Source organism: Nannocystis sp. RBIL2, from assembly GCF_026626745.1.
In the GTDB taxonomy this organism is placed as follows: Bacteria; Myxococcota_A; Polyangia; order Nannocystales; family Nannocystaceae; genus Nannocystis.
The window spans coordinates 474604-493860 of record NZ_JAPNJW010000002.1 but is presented as its reverse complement, the minus strand read 5'-3'; the positions used below and the strand labels follow the sequence as shown (position 1 = coordinate 493860).

Here is a 19257-nt window from a genome sequence, read left to right as displayed (position 1 = left end):
TGAGCGCGGACCGGCGGCCTGGCACCGAGGACATGTCCCCGAACGCAGGTCCGATCGGCCCTGGCGCGGAGGACATGTCCGCCAAGGCAGGCCCGCAGATCGCCGGCCGCGCCAGCCTCAGCGACCTCGCGCTCGACCGCCCGGTGATGATCGGGATGCTGCTGCTGGCGATCCTGGTCCTCGGCGCGATCGCCACCGCCCGCCTGCCGCTGGCCTTCCTGCCGGCCGGCGGCACCGCGCGCGTGTCGCTGCGCATCAACCTCCAGCGCACCAGCCCCGAGCTGGTCGAGCGCGAGATCATCCGGCCGGTCGAGGAGGCGATGGCCGGCCTGCGCGGGCTGCAGCGGATCCAGGTCGGCAGCGGCGGCTGGGGCGTGCGCGTCAACCTCGAGTTTGTCGCCGGCACCGACATCGCCGCCCGCAAGGCCGAGATCCGCGAGCGCTTCGATCGCATCCGCGGCACCCTGCCGGACGCGATCACGCGCGTCACCCTCGACTCGTGGGGCCGCTCCGACGACGCGGTGGTCAAGCTGCGCCTCGCCAGCGACAGCGACCTGACGCGCTCCTACGACCTGATCGAGCGCCACGTCGTGCGGCCGATCGAGCGGATCCCCGGCGTCTCGCGCGTCGAGCTCGAGGGCGTCGAGCCGCGCGAGCTCGAGGTCGCCCTCGACCTCGAGGCCCTGCGCCGCGCCGGCGTGTCGGCCCAGGCGGTCAGCACCGCCGTACGCGAGGCCCGACAAGGCCGCAGCCTCGGCGTCCTGCGCGAGGACGCGACCCAGCCCGGCGTGCGCGCCCCGCCGGTCGACGCCGACCCGCAGGCGTTCGCGGCCCTGCCCGTGGCCCGCAGCCGCGGTGCAGGGACAACCGCCGCCAGCGCGGCGACCACGGCGCCGCGCACCACCGCTTCGTCCACGAGCACGGCTGCCTCTTCGAGCATGTCCTCCGGGACAGCTGCCGCCGCGGCCGCGCCGGCGGTCTCGGCCACCGCCTCGCTGACGGCTCAGGGCCCGCAGGGCGTCGGCGCGCGCAGCAACACCGCCAGCGTCGGCCCGGGCGTCTACACCAGCACGCCAGTGGGGGCAGGCGTCGCCCCGGCCACGGTCGGGCAGACCGGCGCGACCCCGCCGGCGCGCGTCGGCGAGGTCGCGCGGGTCGAGGTCCACCCGCGAGAGAACCGCAACTTCCGCAGCCTCGACGGCCGCCTGGGCGTCGACCTCTCGGTCTACGCCGACGCCGGGGCCAGCCCGGTCGACGTCGCCCACGCGGTGGGCGGCGTGGTCGAGGAGCTGCAGGCCAGCCCGCGGCTCGGCGGCATCTCGGCGGTCGTCTACCACGATCAGGGCAAGATCATCCTCAAGACCCTGGCCGACCTGCGCGACACCGGCATCTACGGCGGCGTGCTCGGCGTGGCCATGCTGTGGCTGTTCCTGCGCCGCTGGGGCGTCACGATGGTGGCGGCGCTGTGCATCCCGCTGACGATCCTGGCCACCTGCGGGGTGCTCCTCATCCGCGGCGAGGAGCTCAACTGCATCGTCCTGCTCGGCCTCGTGCTCGGCGTCGGCATGCTGGTCGACAACGCGGTCGTGATCACCGAGGCGATCGAGCTGCAGGCCCAGCGCGGGCTGCCGGCGAAGGCGGCCGTGCGCGCCGGCGGGCGCGAGGTCGGCCTGGCCACGGTGGCGTCGACGCTGTCGAGCGTGATCGTGTTCCTGCCGCTGGTGTTCGGCGACCCGGCCAACCCGATGAGCGCGCTGCTGGCCCCGCTCGGCCTCACCTTCGCCATCGTGCTGCTGTGCAGCCTGTTCGTCAGCCAGACGCTGGTGCCGCTGGTGATGCCGACGATCCTCAAGCGCGGCGGGGTGGCCGAAGGGACAGGTCGCAGCGGCCGCATCCTCGGCCCGCTGACCGCCGCCTACGGGCGCCTGATCGCGCTCACCCTGCGGTTCCGCCGGACCGCGCTGGTGCTCGGCCTGGGCCTCGCCGCGAGTGCAGTGGTCCCGTCGCGGCTGCTGACCTACAACCTGTCCGACATGGACCCGAAGCCCGACTGGGTCGAGGTCAGCATGCAGTTCGTCGGCAGCCCCGGCTACAAGGAGATCGGCGAGCGCGTGCGGGTGGTCGAGGAGGCGATCCTGGCCAAGAAGGACGCGCTCGCGGTCACCCACATATCGTGCGCCTACTCCGACTTCTGGGCCCGCTGCGACGTCCACCCGATCGCCCGCGCCGCCTCCGAGGCCGACGCCGAAGCGTTCACCAAGACGGTCAAGCAGGCGCTCCCCGAGCAGGCCGGCGTGCGCTACCTGGTCGGCGAGAACAACCGCGGGCAGATGCGCGGTAACCCCGACCGCCACGAGATCGAGCTGGCGATCAAGGGCGAGGACATGGGTGTCCTCATGGACCTGGCCGAAAGGGCAGCCTCGCACCTGCGCGCGACCCTGCCGCGCGGCAGCGCCGACAACCCCGAGTCGGGCGGCGTCGACACCGTGATCGGCCCCTACGACGAGGGCTCGCGCGAGCTCCACGTCCTGCTCGACGGGGCCTTGCTGCGCCGCTACGGCCTGCGCGCCGACGACGTCGCCCGCCTGATCCAGACTGCTTTTCAGGGCACGCCGCTCGGCCAGGTGCGCAGCCCCGAGGGCCAGATCGAGCTGCGCCTGTCCGCCGGCAACCGCACGGGCGGGGCAGGGGACGGGCCCACGATGGAGGAGCTGCGCGACCTGCCGATCCCGCTGGCCGACGGCGGCGAGGTCACCGTCGGCGGCATCGCCACGCTCGAGCCGACCCGCAGCCCGTTCTTCATCCAACGCCTCGACCGCGAGACCCAGGTCAAGGTCAAGGCCCGCTTCTTCACCCCCGAGCCGGAGAAGAACCGCGAGCTCGTCAAGAAGGCGATGGAGAGCTTCGTGTTCCCTGCGGGCTACAGCAGCGGCGAGTGGTCGCGCTGGGGTCGCACGCAGCGATCGAACATGGAGGTCCTGATCGACCTCGGCCTGTGCCTGCTGCTGGTCTACGCGGTGATGGCCTCGCTGTTCGAGAGCTTCCTGCAGCCGTTCGCGATCCTCGCCACCTGCCTGCTCGGCTGCGTCGGCGCCCCGTGGCTGATGTGGTGGACCGGCACGACCGTCGACACGACGGCGATGATCGGCCTCTTTATCCTCATCGGCATCGCAGTGAACAACGGCATCATGCTGATCGACCGCGCCATCCAGCTGCGCGCCGCCGGCATGACCCGCGACGCGGCGCTCGCCGCGGCGGGAGCCGATCGCCTGCGCCCCATCTTGATGACTGCAGGCACGACGGTGCTCGGCCTGGTGCCGATGATGATCCACCACCCCACGCTTGCAGGCGTCTACTATCACGCCATTGCGTTGATCCTCGTAGGCGGACTGGCGTCGAGTACGGTGATGACGCTGATCTTCCTGCCAGCCACCTACAGTTTGATCGACGACGTCGCCCGCGCGGGCCGTTCGGTGTGGCGACGCGTCGCGCGCTGAGCGAACTCGAACTTGCGCCCTGTGTGACCGCCAACGTCCGTCGGCGCGCAGAAAGAACACCTGACCGGCGGTTCGCGCGGGGATAGTTGTCGAGGCCCATGTCTGCCTCCAGCCCTGACTCCTCGCCCGAGCTCGCTGCGCTCCTCGCCGAGAACGCCGCGCTGCGCGAACGCAACGAGCTGCTCACGGCCGTCATCAGGAACTGCCCCGCGGTGATCTTCGTGAAGGACACCGAGGGTCGGTTGACCGTGTGCAACCTGACCTACGAGCGCCTGGCCGGCGCCCAGCCCGGCGCCCTGATCGGCAAGACCGACCACGACATCTTCGGCCCCGAGGCCGGCGAGCAGAACCGTCGCAACGACCTGCGGGTGTGCGAGAGCGGTGAGCCGCAGGAGGTCGAGGAGCTCATCCCGCAGGCCGACGGCATGCACGTCTACCTGTCGGTCAAATTCCCGATCTTCGATGCGCGCGGCGAGCTCTACGGCGTCGGCGGCGTCGCCACCGACATCAGCGAGCGGCGCCGGGCCGAGGAGGAGCGCAACGCCCTGCAGCAGCAGATCATCGAGGTCCAGCGCTCGGTCCTAGAGGAGCTGTCGACCCCGATCGTCCCGATCGCCGACAACGTGATCGCGCTGCCGCTGATCGGCACCATCGACCGCGAACGCGGCCGCGCGATCATGGAGGCGCTGCTCGACGGCGTGGCCGAGTACCGGGCACGCGCGGCGATCCTCGACGTCACCGGCGTGCGCTCGGTCGACGCCCAGGTCGCCGCCGGCCTGCTGCAGTCGGTCCGCGCCGCCCGCCTGCTCGGCACCCGCGTGCTCGTCACCGGCATCCGCCCGGAGGTCGCGCAGGCGATGGTCGGCCTCGACGCCGACTGGAGCGGCGTGGCGATCTTCGCCACCATGCGCGAGGCCGTCACCGAGGTGCTCGGCCGCGGCGCGAGGCGCCGCTGAGCGTGTGTCCTTGCGGGCATGTGCTCGAGGCCATGCTCTCGGAGGCATGTACTCGGAAACATGCCTTGAAGAGCATGTCCTCGAGGCAAGCGAGTGGGACGCCGGCCCGCTCGTTCACGCGCGCGCGCGCGAGCGGGTGAACAGCCCGCCGAGGCCGAGCAGCAGCGACAGGCCGCCGACCGCGAGACCTGTCCCGTAGGCCAGGCGCGTGCGGATCTCCGTCGCCGCGGTCTCCTGCCGCTCGACGCTGGCGGTGAGGCGGGTCTGCAGCTCCGGGTCCTCCGGCGCGAGCTCGGCGGCGGTGGCCAACAGCATGCGCCGGCCCTCTTCGGTGCCCGCGAGGTCGGCCTCGGCCAGGAGCGCCCGCACCCGCAGCGCGTCGGCGCGGCCGGGCTCGACGTCTTCCAGCAGCGCGGCGCTCTTGCGCCACAGCCGGGCCCCGAGCGCCAGATCGCCGGCGGCGGTCGCCTCGGCGGCGGCCTGCTCGTAGGTCGGCACCAGCTCGGCGCGCGCGCTGAGGCCGGGATCGTCGGCGAGCAGGCGATCGAGGATCGCGATCGCGGCCGCGCGATCGGGCTCGCGCAGCGCCGCCGCGATCTCGGCCCGCTCGCGCTCGCGTCGGCCGTCGTCGAGGCGCTGGAAGTAGGCCTGCGCCAGCCGCTCGGGCTGGGCCTCGCAGGCCTCGGCGATCACGCTGTCCTTCGGCGCCGAGCGGCAGTCGGGCTCGGCGAGCTCGGGGTGATTGGAGGCGATCCGGCTCATGATCGCGATCCGGGCCAGGTCGCGGTAGGTGAGCTGCGCCGCCGACTCGCCGGTGCCGCCGCCGACGAAGCGCAGCAGCTTGCGTTCGGCCCGCGGCGCCGGTCCGGACACATAGGCCAGGAAGGCCTGGCGCGCGGCCTCGCGGACCGGCGGGATCGCGGCGTCGACGAAGTCGAGCAGCGGCCCGGCCGCGTCGCCCGAGCGGACCATGCCGTAGGCCGCGAGCAGCTCGGCGAGCCGCGCCGGCTCGTCGCTGACGGCCTGCAGCGCCTTGCGCGGGTGGGCCCGGTCCATGCGATCGATCTGGTAGCCGGCGTACTCCGCGGTGCGGTAGGCGACCGAGTCCTTGACCACCTGCGCCTCGCCCTCGTCGGCGGGCAGGGGCGGACGGACCGAGCGCCGCAGCAGGCCGGGCAGGGCCGGATCGCCGAGGCGGCGGATCGCCCGCCCGACCTCGTCGCGGAACGTGCTCTCGTGCAGGTACGCGGCCGCCAGCAGCACCTCGACGACCTCGTCGGTATGCCCCGGCTCGGCGCCGATCGTCGCCGCCGCGCGCAGCAGCGCCGCCTGGATCACGCAGTCGCGGTAGATCGGCCGCAGCACCTTCGACACCTGGCGCGACGGCAGGGCCAGCAGGTCGGTGAACCAGTCCTCCGACAGCTTGACCCCGTGGTGGCCGTGGGCCTTCTTCCACGCCAGTTCGAAGTGCCCGTAGCGGTTCGGCACGTCGCCGCCGATCACCGAGAGCATCGCCTTGTAGTCGGCCTTGCGGGCGGTCCGCGGCGCCAGCAGCTCGGTCCGCACGGCCGGCCACAGCGAGGCGGGCGCGGCCGCCAGGGCGCGGGCCAGCGGCCCGAGGTCGCGGTGCGGCCCGTCGCGCAGCGCCGCGATCACCCGCGCGAGCTCGTCGGCGGTGGTCGGCGGCGCGACCGGCTGGCCCTCGACACCTGGCGCATCGACCCTGTCGGAAAGTTCCTGTTCTTCGGGAACTGTCGCTTCGGACTCGCGCGGCGGCGCGGCCTTGGCCTTGCGTTTGGGCGCGCGGGCCAGCTCGGGCTCGTCGATGGGCAGCTCCGCGACCGCGGCGTCGAGCTCGCCGTCGGCGAGCGCCGCGGCCTGGGCGAACCACAGCTCGTAGCGGTCGGCCCAGGCCTGGGCCTGCAGCGTGTCGGCCGACGAGCGGGTCAGGACCTCGACCCGCGGCTCACCGGCGCAGGCGGCGACCAGGGTCGAAAGGAGCAGCGCGCGCCGTGGCATGCCGGCTGGGTACCAAGGGCAGGGGAGATCCCCAAATTTGTCACGCTGCCTGCCCACGGCTCAGTGCAGCCGGTCCTCGGGGACAGGCGCGCCGATCTCGGGGACGAAGCGGAGGAAGCGCAGCCCGGCGCCGGTCAGCGCGCGCAGCCCGTCGGTGCCGGCGTATTGGAGGTAATAGTGGTTCTGGATGCGCGCGATCGCGCAGATCGCGGCCTCGTCGCCCGGCATCTGGAAGCGAATGATCACCTTCGTCCGCAGCGGCAGCGGCTCCGGCATCTCGATGAACATGCCGGTCTCGGAGATGTTGCGGGCGACGCACCACTGCTCCCCGACCTCCTCCGAAAAGACCAGCACTGGGAAGACCTTGTCGATCCGCGACGAGCCACGGCGTTCCTGGGCGACACGCATGGTCGGAGAATCGCCGGGTCGGTGCATGAACACAAATATCCTACATGTGCGCCGGGGTGCGTCAGGAACTACGGGACGGTAGTGTGTTTTCTGCGCGCGTGCGCGAGGTCTGCCCGCGGGCCGCGCCGCGCGCTTGCGTCGGCTGCCGCCATCCCCCATAAAGCCCGGACTTTTGGCCATGGAAACCGATCGGACGCCAGAGTCCGCTGAAGAGATGTCCTTTCGGGCAGGTACCGTCGCGCTGTGCGGGCGGCCGAACGTCGGCAAGTCGACGCTCTTGAACGCCCTGGTCGGCAGCGACCTCGCTGTCGCCACCCGCTTCCCCCAGACCACCCGCGAGCGCCTGCTCGGCGTGTGGTCCGAGCCGGGCTTTCAGGCCGTGCTGGTCGACACCCCCGGTATTCACCGCGCCAAATCGGCGCTCAACAAGTTCATGGTCGACGAGGCGCTGCGCGGGGCGCAGGCGGTCGACCTCGTCCTCATGCTCGCCGAGGCGCCGCTGCTGGCCGACATCGCCGCGGCCGAGGCGTGGGAGCCGGGTCCGGCGGCCGCCGCCGCGCTCACCTCGATCGCCGCCGCCGGGCGCCCGATCGCCCTCGTGCTGACCAAGTGCGACCGCATCGAGGACAAGGGGCTGCTGCTGCCGATCCTCCACAAGTGGTCGACGCTGCACCCGTTCACCGCGCTCATCCCGATCAGCGCCACCGCGGGCGAGGGCCTGAAGCAGCTGCGCGAGCACGTCGTCGCCGCGCTGCCGGTCGCCGAGCCGCTGTTCCCCGAGGATCAGCTGAGCGACCGCGCCGTCCGCTGGCACGCCGGCGAGCGCGTGCGCGCGGCCCTGTTCGACCACCTGCGCGACGAGCTGCCGTACTGCTGCGCCGTCACCATCGAGTCGTTCAAGGAGCAGCGCAAGCCGCCGCGGGACATCGTCCACGCCAGCGTCCACGTCGAGCGCGAGAGCCAGAAGCCGATGGTCATCGGTCGCGGCGCCGAGACCATCAAGGCCATCTCGATGTCGGCCCGGCGGGCGATCGCCGAGCTGACCGGGCGGCCCTGTGAACTCTACCTCGAGGTCAAGGTGACCCCGAACTGGACCCGCGACCCGGCGCTGATGCAGCGCCTCGGCCTGCACGCGCCCGTGGGAGGCCTGTCATGAGCGAGCACGACGACGAGCTGGTCGAAGGACCAGGCGAAGAATTCACCGAGGGCGAGCCGGCGCCGAGCGCAGACGCGGGTCGTCGCACCAGCGTGGTGGCGATCGTCGGCCGGCCGAACGTCGGCAAGTCGACGCTCTTCAACCGCCTCGTGGGCGCGCGCAAGGCGATCGTCGAGGACCGCCCGGGCGTCACGCGCGATCGCCTGTACGGCGTCGTCAACCACGACGGCAAGAGCTACGTCATCGTCGACACCGGCGGCCTCGACTTCGAAGACGAGTCGCTCGGCGGCCAGATCCGCGTCCAGGCCGAGATCGCGATCGAGGAGAGCGACCTCATCCTGTTCGTCGTCGACGCCATGGACGGTATCGTCGCCGACGACCGCGAGATCGCCGACATCCTGCGCCGCTCGGGCCGGCCGGTGCTGGTGGTCGTCAACAAGTGCGACAACCCGGCGCTCGAGATCGCGGCCCAGGCCGCGCACGAGCTGGGCTTCCCGATCCTCGCCGTCTCGGCCGCGCACGGGCGCAACGCCGTGGAGCTGCACGACAGCGTGCTCGCCCAGGTCCAGCAGCCGGCCCTCGAGGGCGCGATCGCCAGCACGCTGGTCGGCACGCGCGTGGCCTTCATGGGCCGCCCGAACGCCGGCAAGTCGAGCCTCATCAACGCGCTCCTCCGCGAGCCGCGAGTGATCGTCAACGCCGAGGCGGGCACCACCCGCGACCCGATCGACCTGCCGTTCGAGTTCAACAAGCAGCCGATCGTCCTCATCGACACCGCCGGGCTGCGGCGGCGCAAGCAGATCGAGCGGGCCATGGAGAAGCTGGCCGCGATCAAGGCGATCCGGACGATGGAGCGGACCCAGGTGGTCGCGCTGATCGTCGACGCCAGCATGGGGGTCACCGACCAGGACCAGCGCCTGGCCCGCATGGCCCACGAGCGCGGCAAGGGCGTGGTCGTCTGCCTCAACAAGTGGGATCTCGTCGCGCGCGACAAAAAGGCCGCGCACGCCGTGCAGGTCCAGGCCGAGGAGGAGCTGCAGTTCCTCGAGCGGCCCTACATCATCAAGACCTCGATCACCGGCGCCGGGCGCGACGCGGGGCAGGGCCACGCCCGCGGCCTCGGCGAGCTCATGGAGGCCTGCCTGCTCACCGCGCGCGCGCTGGGCAAGCACATCTCCACCGCGGATCTCAACGCCGAGCTGGCCGCCGCCGTCGCCGAGCACTCGCCGCCGATGTTCGGGCCAAAACCGGTAAAACTGCTGTTCGCCACCCAGGCCGAGAGCGATCCCCCGCTGATCGTCATTTCGGCCAACCACGGGCGCTGCCTCCCGGCCTCTTACGAGCGCTACCTGCTGCGCCGCTTCCGGACCCGGTGGAACCTGCGCGGTATCCCCGTGCGGCTCGTGGTTCGCGCCCGCGGGCGCACCAACAGCGAGCGGGGCCGGGGCGCGAACAAGACCGCCGACTGAGTCACGACAGCCGCTTCGAGCTCGATGTCTCAAATGGGTGACGGCCGGACCCCATGTGAGGCTACGCCGGGCGCTCGCGCGCGGGGCTCCGCTCTGCGCGCCCCCATCACCTGGAGTGTTCGCGGACTTTACAAGCCGGGGCCACCTTTGCGATGGTAGGGCACACCGTCCGCCTCCGGCCTCCCTGGAGAACCCTCATGTCGCGCGTTACTTCCCTGAGTCGTCTCTCGCTCACCGCCGGCGCTGCCCTGGCGCTCACCGCCTGTCTCGAGCACCCGATCAAGAAGGTGCTCTACGACAAGAGCTCCGAGGCGCAGGAGAACGTCGCCATCGCGATCAACAAGGACGTCGACATCCTGTTCGTCATCGACAACTCCGGGTCGATGGCCGACGAGCAGGCGCTGCTCGCCAAGAACTTCGCCTCGTTCATCAACGTGCTCGAGGCGGAGGACGTGAACGCCAACTACCGCATCGGCATCACGACCACCGACAGCGGCAACCCGCGCTGCCCGGCCGCCCAGACCAAGCCCGAGGGCGGCAAGCTGGTGCTGTCGAGCTGTGTCGATCGCGTGGCGCTCGGCGACTTCAGCTTCAACATGGAGGACTCCAGCGCGGCCTGCACGGACGTCTGCGACCTCACCGGCGACGATCTGCAGATCAAGCCGACGGAGACGGCGTACTCCAACGGCGAGAAGGCGCCGCGCAACTGGATCGAGCGCATCGAAGGGGAGACCAACCTCCCCGAGGGCGTCAGCACGATCCAGGCCTTCCAGTGCTTCGGCCCGCAGGGCGTGTCGGGCTGCGGCTTCGAGCAGCACCTCGAGTCGATGTACAAGGCGCTGGCCCTGGCCGGTCAGGAGACCTCGGCCACCAACTACGGCTTCATCCGCGACGCCGCGATCCTCTCGATCGTGTTCATCACGGACGAGCTCGACTGCTCGTACAACCCGGCGTTCGACGCGATCTTCAAGGACAACAAGGTGTTCTGGGAGAACCCGGATCGTCCGGACGCCACCTCCGCCGTGTGCTTCCGGGCCGGCGTGAAGTGCGAGGGCGCGGGCCCGCAGTACGACAGCTGCCGCTCGGCCAACTACGACATCGAGGGCAACGTCGACGTGCCCGACGACAAGGCCGTGCTGCAGCCGCTGTCGAAGTACATCAACTTCGTGCAGAACCTCGAGGACCAGAAGAAGACCTTCGACCTCAACCAGGAGGTCCTGGTCGCGCTCATCGCAGGCGTGCCCCCGGGCTACGACAAGATGATGGCCGACATCGTCTACGAGCAAGAGTCGGATCCGGCCGAGAACGAGCTGTTCGGCATCGGCAAGGGCTGCACCCTGCCGGGCACCCCGCCGCAGACCGCCGTGCCGCCCGTGCGCGAGCGCGAGTTCGCCGAGGCGTTCCAGGTCGGCGGCGACCGCAACCTGTTCTCGATCTGCCAGGACGACTACTCGGACGCCCTCGAGGCGATCGCCAACAAGATCCGCGACCAGATCAAGCCGGCGTGCATGACCAAGTGCGTCAAGGACACCGATCCGTCGGACGGCATCCTGCAGCCGAACTGCCAGATCTTCGAGGACAACGCCGCCGCCATGACGCGCAAGGAGATCGTGCCGTGCGAGGAGGTCAACGGCGAGTGGAAGGCCCCGGCCGGTGAGCCCGCGTGCTTCGTCGAGCTCATCGATCCGGGCACTGAGACGCCGAGCACGATCGACAACCTGTCGGAGGAGTGCGTCGCCGAGGGCTACAACCTCGAGTTCTTGCTGATCCGCACCTCCGCGGCGCCGGCTGGCACCACCATCTCGGCCGCGTGCGAGCTGTCGCCGAACCCGGGCAACGACTGCCCGATGCTCTGAGCCCCGGCTCGCTCGACGATGGAGGCGCTCCCGCCGCGAGGCGAGGGCGCCTTCTCGCTTTCGGGCGCGGCGAAGTCCGGGGGCCTGCGCCAACTTGGTTGTCGAAGCGCCTGCAACCTCGCAACCACGTTGCCTCGGGTCCCCGACGCAACTGCGCGTAACTCCAGCTTTTCTGCAGTGGCCTGGGAGACGCATCGAGAGCCGCGGAGGTTCCGATGTCGCTCCGCTCCGCCCTTATCGTCTCGCTCCCCCTCGTCACCGGTCTCCTCGCCGGCTGTCTCGAACACCCGGTCAAGAAGGTCACGTACGACAAGACCCAGGTCGACGACGAGACCGTCAACGTCCAGATCAACAAGGACGTCGATATCCTGTTCGTCATCGACAACTCGGGCTCGATGGCGGACGAGCAGGCCACGCTGTCGAAGAACTTCGAGGCGTTCATCGGCGTGCTCGAGCGCGAGGACGTCGACGCCAACTACCGGATCGGCATCACCACCACCGACTCGGGCAACCCGCTGTGCAAGGCGGCGCAGACCAAGCCCGAGGGCGGCAAGCTGGTGCTGTCGAGCTGCCTCGATCGCATGGCGCTCGGCGACTTCACCTTCAACATGGACGACTACGGCTACGCCTGCAGCGACTACTGCAAGCTCGACGACGCGGCCCTGACCGACCGGATCAAGCCGACCGAGACGCAGTTCTCCGACGGCGAGGTGGCGCCGCGCCGGTGGATCGAGCGCATCGAAGGGCAGACGAACCTGCCCGACGACGTGAGCACCGTGGAGGCGTTCCAGTGCTTCGGCCCGCAAGGCGTGTCGGGTTGCGGCATGGAGTCGCACCTCGAGTCGATGTACCTCGCGCTGGCTCAGGCCAGCCACGAAGACTCGCCGACCAACTACGGCTTCCTGCGCGACCAGGCGATCCTCTCGGTGGTGTTCATCACCGACGAGCTCGACTGCTCCTACAACCCGGAGTTCGGCGAGGTCTTCACCACCAACAAGACCTTCTGGGCCAACCCGGACGACCCGCAGGCGACCAGCGCGGTGTGCTTCAACGCCGGCGTGAAGTGTGACGGCGCCGGGCCGACGTACGAAGGCTGCCACTCGGCGAATTACGGCGTCGACGGCACCGAGGGCGTGTCCGACGACCAGGCCGTGCTGCAGCCGCTGTCGAAGTACGTCAACTTCCTGCAGAGGCTCGAGGACGACAAGAAGATGAAGCAGCCCGACCAGGAGGTGCTGGTCGCGCTGATCGCCGGCGTGCCGCCCGGCTACGAGACCCGCGACGCCGACATCGTCTACCAGGACTCGGACGACCCCGAGTTCCAGGACCTCTTCGGCATCGGGGCCGGCTGCACGCTGCCCAACGAGATGGACCCCGACAAGCCGCAGACGGCGGTCCCGCCGGTGCGCGAGCGCGAGTTCGCCGAGGCGTTCCAGGTCGGCGAGGATCGCAACCTGTTCTCGATCTGCCAGGATGACTACTCCGAGGCGCTGCGCGAGATCGCCAAGAAGCTCGAGGAGCAGATCAAGCCGGCGTGCATGACGAAGTGCGTCAAGGACGTCGACCCCAGCACGCCGGTGGTCGACCCCTCGTGCGTGCTGACCGAGATCAACGCCGCGGAGGACTCGCGCCAGGACATCCCGCTCTGCGACGAGGTCGACGGCGTGTGGGTCGCCCCCGCCGGCGAGACTGTCTGCTTCGCCGAGCTGATCGACCGCGGCGGTCAGACCCCGAGCGAGCTCGACGACATGGACCCGTACTGCGTCGGCGAGGGCTTCAACCTCGAGTTCAAGCTGATCCGCAGCGCGCCCGCGTCCGCCGGCACGACCATCCAGGCCACCTGCGAGCTGTCGCCGAAGGCCGACCAGGACTGCCCGATGCTGTGAGCCGGGGCGGCGTCCCTGACGAGGCGCTCTCGCCGGTGCGTGGGCGCCTCGCGCGTTTCCACGGGCGAGATGGATGTCCCCGCGGACATGTCCTTTCGTTCACGGGCCGTCGACGCGCAGCATGTGCCAGTCGATGAAGGCGGTCTCGGGGTCGGCGACGCAGCGCTGGGTCACCGCGTCGAAGTAGCCCTTGGCGTGGGCGCGGATGACCGCGACGAGGTAGCCGACGCCCTCGAGGTCGACCGTCGCGAACTCGTCCGGCCCGAGAGTGCCGACGGGCTCGCCGTGATCGGTGAAGGTGAGGCGCAGGTGCTCGGCCTGTCCTTCGAGACAGCAGTCGTCCGCCCCGCAGGCACACACCGTCCCGGCCTCGCGCTGGACGTCGAGCCGGACGGCCGAGTCGAGGAAGCCCGGAGCGTCGACCACCCGCGACGACGCGGCGTACAGCGGGTAGATGCTGGCGTCGTCGAAGAGGGCGATGGCGGTGGTCTTGCAGCCCGTGGGCGCCTCGGGGTCGCCCGGCGCCCACTCGCCCTGGTGCGCGACCCGGAGGCAGTCGCCGTCGTCGACGTGGAGCGCCAGGTCCGGGTCGAGCGGGACGCTGAGGGGGCACAGGGCGCAGAGGGCGTCGGCGCAGAGGGCGATGGTGCCGTCGTCGTCCGTCTTGGTGACCTTGCCGAAGTACTCGGTGACCATGACGCACTGGGGCTCGGGCAGCGGCGGGTCGAGGATGAGGCGCTGCTCGGAGAACGGTCCGCAGGCCGGGTGCTCGTCGCCCGTGGACGAGGAGACTGCGGTGGTCGAGGGCTCGCCGGTGGTGAAGGGCTCGCCGGTGGTGCTGGTCGTCGGCGTCGACGTCGTCACCCCGGCGGTGGTGCCGGTGGTGGACGGCGCGGTCGTGCCGATGTCCGTGGTCGCGGCGGCGGTGGTCGTCAGATCTGTCCCTGAAGACATGTCGCCGCTCGCGCCGCCGACGAGGAACAGCGGGTTGGGCCGCGAGCACGAGAGCAGCAGCAGGACCGGCCAGACGCGCACCCGATCATTGTCGGCGATCCGGCGGCGAGGGAGGCGCCTCAGGTGCGCGCGTGTCCGCGCAGGCGGGATCCGCGCCCGGGAGGCACGGGCAGCTCCGCGCCCCAGAGCGCCGGCGTCCCGGGAGCGCCGACGATTTCGCGCGCAGTCCGGGACGTCGTTCCGCGATAGGACCGAAGGGACAGGTCGGCGACACCCACCTGTCCGAACGGACAGCTCAGTACGCCTTGGCCATCAGCACCCGGCGCGCGCTCGGGTTGCCGGAGAACACGCAGCGGCCCTCCTCGGGCGCGGGGCCGTGGCCGGGCAGGGGGATGCAGCGGATCGTGACTCGCGTCTGCTCCTTGATCTTGGCCTCGGTCTCGCGCGTGCCGTCCCAGTGGCACCAGGCAAACGTGCTCTTCTCGCCGGCGAACGCGGCCAGGAACTCGTCCCAGGTGTCGATGGTGCGCGAGCGCTCCTGCAGGCGCTCGCGGGCGATCCGCAGCAGCTCGTCCTGGAAGCGGTCGAGCCGCTCCTTGATGGTGGCGACGAACTCGTTCTGGGCGATGAACTCCTTGCCGCGCCCGGCCGCGGTGTCGACCCGCATCTTGACGCAGACCTGGCCCTTGGCGAGGTCCTTGGGCCCGAGCTCGACGCGCACCGGCACGCCCTTGCGCTCCCACATGTAGAATTTGTTGCCGGGCCGCAGGTCGCGGTCGTCGATCACGACCTCGATGAAGTCGCGGTGACGGCTGCGCGGCGGGGCGAGGTCGACGTCGGCCAGCTGGGCGCGGATCGACTCGGCGGCCGCCAGCACCTGCGAGCGCTCCTCGTCGTTCTTGTAGATCGGGACGATGACGACGTGGATCGGGGCGACGCGCGGCGGCAGCACCAGGCCGCTGTCGTCGGCGTGCGTCATGATGACCCCGCCGACCAGGCGCGTGCTGACGCCCCACGACGTCTGCCACACGTAGTCGCGGCCGCCGGCCTCGGTCTGGAACATGACGTTGAACGCCTTGCCGAAGTTCTGCCCGAGGTCGTGGCTGGTGCCGGCCTGCAGCGCCTTGCCGTCCTGCATCAGCGCCTCGATGCAGGTCGTCTGCACCGCGCCGGCGAACCGCTCGCTGTCGGTCTTGATGCCGCGGATCACCGGCATCGCCATGACCTGCTCGGCGAAGTCGCCGTAGACGTCGAGCATGCGCATGACCTCGGCCTGGGCCTCCTCGTGCGTCGAGTGGGCGGTGTGCCCCTCCTGCCACAGGAACTCGGTGGTGCGCAGGAACATCCGCGTGCGCTTCTCCCAGCGCATGACGTTGGCCCACTGATTCACGAGCAGCGGCAGGTCGCGGTAGCTCTCGATCCAGCGCGAGAAGAAGTAGCCGATGATCGTCTCGCTGGTCGGGCGGATGACGTAGGGCTCCTCGAGCTTCTCACCGCCGGCGTGGGTGACGACCGCGAGCTCGGGCGAGAAGCCCTCGACGTGCTCGGCCTCCTTGGTGATGAAGCTCTGCGGCACGAGCAGCGGGAAGTAGGCGTTCTGGTGGCCCGTCGCCTTGAAGCGGCCGTCGAGGTCGCGCTGCAGCTTCTCCCAGATGGCGTAGCCGTGCGGCTTGATGACCATGCAGCCCTTGACGACCTTGGCCGGCTCGGCCAGCTCGGCCTCGCGGATGACGTCCTGGTACCACTGCGGGTAGTCGGTCTCGCGCGGGGTGATCTTCCCGCCTGCCTTGCCGACCTGATCCTCTTGCTGCTCCGCTCGGGCGCCCTGTTTCATGCGCGGAGGATGCCGAGCGCGCGGCGAGGTGGCAAGCCCGCGACGTCACGTCCTGGCGCACACGGGCGCGGCGCCGGGGCAGGGGACCGTGCGAGCGCGCAGCCTCAGGGGCCGGTGAGCGGCGTGATCTGCTGGCGCAGCGCCACGATCTCGGCCCGCACCTGCTCCTTGAGCGCCGGCAGGTCCTCGAGCGAGAGGCCGCGGGTCGAGATCGGGGTCCCGACCGCCACGTAGGCCCGCGCCTGGCCGAAACGCCAGTCGTGCTTGCGCAGCGCCGCGGCGGTGCCCGCGACCGCCATCGGCAGGATGTCGGCGCCGGTCTCGATCGCCAGGTGGAAGGCGCCGTCCTTGAACGGCCCCATCTCGTCGCCGAGCGCGCGCGTGCCCTCGGGGAAGATCATCACCGGCGTGTCGCGCATGAGGTACCGCCGGCACCGCGCCATCGCCCCCTTGGCCGACCCGCGGTCGCCTCGCACCACCGGGATGTCGCCGGCGAGGAACATCGCCCAGCCGAGGACCGGCACCTTGAACAGCGAGGCCTTGCCCAGCCACTTCATCTCCCACGGCAGGTGCGAGATGAGGAACGGGTCGGTCTGCGAGCAGTGATTGCTGACCACGACCGTGCGCCGCGGACGGTAAGGCGGCAGCGGCCGATGGAGCCGGAAGTCCCACAGCGGGTTGAGCTTGGTGACGCCGATGGCCGCCAGCCGGAACAGCCGCCCCGTGATCCTTCGGCCATGGTCGAAAGGCCAGGTGAGCGGGGCCAGCACGCACTGCAGGCAGAAGGCGAGGCCGCCGAGGCCGAAGATCAGCAGGTACGTCCAGATGGACAGGATGATGGTGCGCGAAGCGGACATGCGCGGCATGCAGGCGGGCCCTGAAACGGGACGTTGCCGTCATGCCACGAGCCTTTCGACGTGCCAAGCGCCGCGGGCCGCGCAGGCCGCCGCCGCGCCGCGGCGTTGCGAGCGGCGGGCGAGCACGCGCGGCGGGGGAAACCACCTGGCACCATCCGTGGCGCCGTCAACCCAAGCCGATTTCAACGAGGGGGTCGGTCGTGCGACCGCCGACCGCGTGGCCCATCTTCCCGCGGGCCGGGGCACGCACTCCCGACTCCCAATGCTGTCAGTGGCCGCAGCCCCCTGGGCCCGTTGGTCTCGTGAGCATGAGCTGTCGCACGGCGACGTCCTGCGGGGAGCGAGACGGATCGAGCGGCGTCCGCCACGCTCGCGCCCACGCGCGAAGTCGCAGCCCGCACGCGTCACCAAGGACCGATGCCGCCTCGCGGCTCGCGTCCTCGGAAGTCGTGCGCGCTGCACCGCCTCGAGGCTCGCATCCTCGGAAGTTGCTCACGGCCGCGCGGCCTCGCGGCTCGCATCTTCGGAAGTCGTGCGTGCGGCACCACCTAGCGACTCGCATCCTTGGAAGTCGCTCACGGCCGTCTCGCGGCTCGCATCCTCGGAAGTCGCTCACGGCCACACCGCCTCGCCGCTCGCATCCTCCGGAGTCGCTCACGGCCGCACCGCCTCACGGCTCGCATCCTCGGACGTCACTTGCGGTGCACCGCCTCGCGGCCTGCATCTTCCGCAGTCGGGTGCGGCGAACACCGCAGTTCACCGCGGCTCGCATCCTTTGGAAGTCGCCCGAACGCGTCCCTGCATCCAGGGCGCGCGCCCGTCCGCTCGTGCTCAATGCCGCAGCGCGGCAGCGTCGAGCAGGGCACCGCAGCGGCGGGCCGCGTCGTCGAGCGTGAACAGCCCGACGAGGTGGCCGCGATCGCTGATGACGACGGCCTCGGAGCGGTGGGTGAGCATCAGGCGCAGCACCGCGTCGACGCTGCGCCAGGGCGGCGCCACGGGCGGGTCGCCTCGCATCACGTCGCGCACGAGCCGGCGGCCGAGCAGCTCGCCGCGGAGCCTGGCGAGGTCGCGCTCGTACACGAGGCCGAGCAGCTCGCCGTAGTCGAGCACGGGCAAGAGCGCCACACCTTCGCTGCGCATGCGCTGGAGCGCCGGAGCGGCTGCCTCGTCGGGCAGGACCGAGGAGGGCAGGGCGCGCATGAGCTCGCAGACGGGCCGATCAGCCATTGCCGAACACTTTAGCCGAGACCGCGGCCGGATCCACCGCGGCCCGCCCACATCGGCGGTGCGGTGTGATGTCGCCCGGCCGGTTGACGTGACGTCATCGGTCGGGGCGCGGGCGCCCGTCGGGGCCCGCCTGGGCGTTCAGCAGCTCGAGCGAGAACAGCACTGCAGCGACCCACAGCGCCGTCCCGAGGCCGAGGTGCAGCACCTGCATCCAGCCGGGGGCGGACAGCATCACATTGAGGACTCCCGCCGCCAGCTGGGCGAACACCAGGATCATCACCCACGCGCTCGCGCGGCGGACGGCCGGCGCCGCGGTGTTGCCGAGGTGATGAGCGATCACCGCGGTGAAGAACCCGAGGCCGCACGCCAGGACCGGGTGCATCAGTCGCAGGCGCTGAAGGAAGTGCGCGCCCGCTCCGAGGTCGCGCTGCAATCGTTCGCTCAGAGCGCCGGCCTCGACGGGATAAAGCGTGTCGCCGAGGGCCGTGACGGCCCCGCTGATGCCGACGAGCATGAGGCCGCCAAGGCTGGCCCAGACCAGCCAGCGGACGCGAGGCGAGGCGCTGCGGGCGGGCGGCCCCGGTTCGCGGTTCGCAGCCCAGGCCGCGAGCGCGAGCGCGCCGGTGAGCAGCGACGTGTTGAGGAGGTGCGCGGCCATCACGAGCGCCCGCGCGACCGAGTCGTTGTCGCCGACCAGGCCGAAGCGCACCAGGCCGGCGCCGATCAGCGCCTCCGTGATCGTGAACACCAGCGCGAGCCAGGCCCCGAGCCGGGCCGCGTGCCCGCGCGGGAAGCCGCGCAGCGCCGCGACCAGCAGCGCGAGCACGATGATGCCGCACAGCCCCGAGGTGACGCGGTGCGAGAACTCGATGACCGTCTCGATGGTGGGGCTGATCGGCACGACCTCGCCGTGACAGGTCGGCCAGTGCTGCCCGCAGCCCGCCCCGGAGCCGGTGATCCGCACGACCGCGCCGAACAGGATCACGAGGACGGTGTATGCGAGCGTACCCCAGGCGAGGCTGCGAAAACGTGCGCGAGCGGCGGCCACGGGCCCTCCATACTCGCTTTTTCGCCCGCCGGAAAGGCCCGCGACCGGCCGTCACGGGCGCAGTTCGTGCGACGTCGAGGCGGCGGC

At 71.0% G+C, this 19257-nt stretch carries 13 protein-coding genes; 6 read left to right on the top strand and 7 right to left on the bottom strand.

Annotated elements, in window-relative coordinates; translation table 11 throughout:
* Window positions 1-32: 32 nt before the first annotated feature.
* Window positions 33-3497, top strand: coding sequence for an efflux RND transporter permease subunit (locus OV090_RS27225; protein ID WP_267707543.1), 3465 nt, complete (start codon window positions 33-35; stop codon window positions 3495-3497).
* 98 nt (window positions 3498-3595) lie between these two features.
* Window positions 3596-4453, top strand: a complete 858-nt coding sequence (locus tag OV090_RS27220) for a PAS domain-containing protein (RefSeq protein ID WP_267707542.1) — start codon at window positions 3596-3598, stop codon at window positions 4451-4453.
* Between the two features lie 114 nt (window positions 4454-4567).
* Here the strand turns inward: OV090_RS27220 and OV090_RS27215 are convergent, their stop codons facing one another.
* Both OV090_RS27215 and OV090_RS27210 read right to left on the bottom strand, forming a co-directional pair.
* Window positions 4568-6472: a hypothetical protein gene (locus tag OV090_RS27215; RefSeq protein ID WP_267707540.1), complete on the bottom strand. Its 1905-nt coding sequence runs from the start codon at window positions 6470-6472 to the stop codon at window positions 4568-4570.
* Between the two features lie 60 nt (window positions 6473-6532).
* On the bottom strand, window positions 6533-6880 hold the full coding sequence (locus OV090_RS27210) for a PilZ domain-containing protein (RefSeq protein ID WP_267707539.1): 348 nt from the start codon (window positions 6878-6880) through the stop codon (window positions 6533-6535).
* A gap of 214 nt (window positions 6881-7094) precedes the next feature.
* On the opposite strand from OV090_RS27210, the gene era reads away from it, so the two are divergent.
* The 4 genes from era (at window position 7095) to OV090_RS27190 (ending at window position 13247) form a co-directional block, all read left to right on the top strand.
* Window positions 7095-8036: a GTPase Era gene (era, locus tag OV090_RS27205; RefSeq protein WP_267707538.1), complete on the top strand. Its 942-nt coding sequence runs from the start codon at window positions 7095-7097 to the stop codon at window positions 8034-8036.
* Window positions 8033-9505 carry a ribosome biogenesis GTPase Der gene (gene der, locus OV090_RS27200; protein ID WP_267707537.1) on the top strand — a complete coding sequence of 491 codons (1473 nt, stop codon included), beginning with the start codon at window positions 8033-8035 and terminating at the stop codon, window positions 9503-9505. Before era ends, der begins: the two co-directional genes overlap by 4 nt.
* Window positions 9506-9702: 197 nt before the next feature.
* The gene (locus OV090_RS27195) at window positions 9703-11361 is read left to right on the top strand and encodes a vWA domain-containing protein (RefSeq protein WP_267707536.1); all 1659 of its coding nucleotides are present in this window, start codon (window positions 9703-9705) and stop codon (window positions 11359-11361) included.
* 215 nt (window positions 11362-11576) lie between these two features.
* Window positions 11577-13247, top strand: a complete 1671-nt coding sequence (locus OV090_RS27190) for a vWA domain-containing protein (protein ID WP_267707535.1) — start codon at window positions 11577-11579, stop codon at window positions 13245-13247.
* A 99-nt stretch (window positions 13248-13346) separates the two neighbouring features.
* On the opposite strand, the gene OV090_RS27185 is transcribed toward OV090_RS27190, so the two are convergent.
* The 5 genes from OV090_RS27185 to OV090_RS27165 all read right to left on the bottom strand — a co-directional run bounded on the left by OV090_RS27185 (window position 13347) and on the right by OV090_RS27165 (window position 19170).
* Entirely contained in the window at window positions 13347-14282 is a 936-nt protein-coding gene (locus tag OV090_RS27185; protein WP_267707534.1) for a hypothetical protein, read from the bottom strand.
* Window positions 14283-14496: 214 nt separating this feature from the next.
* Complete coding sequence (gene proS / locus OV090_RS27180) at window positions 14497-16035, bottom strand: proline--tRNA ligase (protein ID WP_267707533.1); 1539 nt, start codon at window positions 16033-16035, stop codon at window positions 14497-14499.
* Window positions 16036-16139: 104 nt separating this feature from the next.
* Entirely contained in the window at window positions 16140-16892 is a 753-nt protein-coding gene (locus tag OV090_RS27175; protein ID WP_267707532.1) for a lysophospholipid acyltransferase family protein, read from the bottom strand.
* 831 nt (window positions 16893-17723) lie between these two features.
* Window positions 17724-18122: a CBS domain-containing protein gene (locus OV090_RS27170; RefSeq protein ID WP_267707531.1), complete on the bottom strand. Its 399-nt coding sequence runs from the start codon at window positions 18120-18122 to the stop codon at window positions 17724-17726.
* Window positions 18123-18216: 94 nt separating this feature from the next.
* The gene (locus OV090_RS27165) at window positions 18217-19170 is read right to left on the bottom strand and encodes a COX15/CtaA family protein (RefSeq protein ID WP_267707530.1); all 954 of its coding nucleotides are present in this window, start codon (window positions 19168-19170) and stop codon (window positions 18217-18219) included.
* Between the last annotated feature and the right edge of the window lie 87 nt (window positions 19171-19257).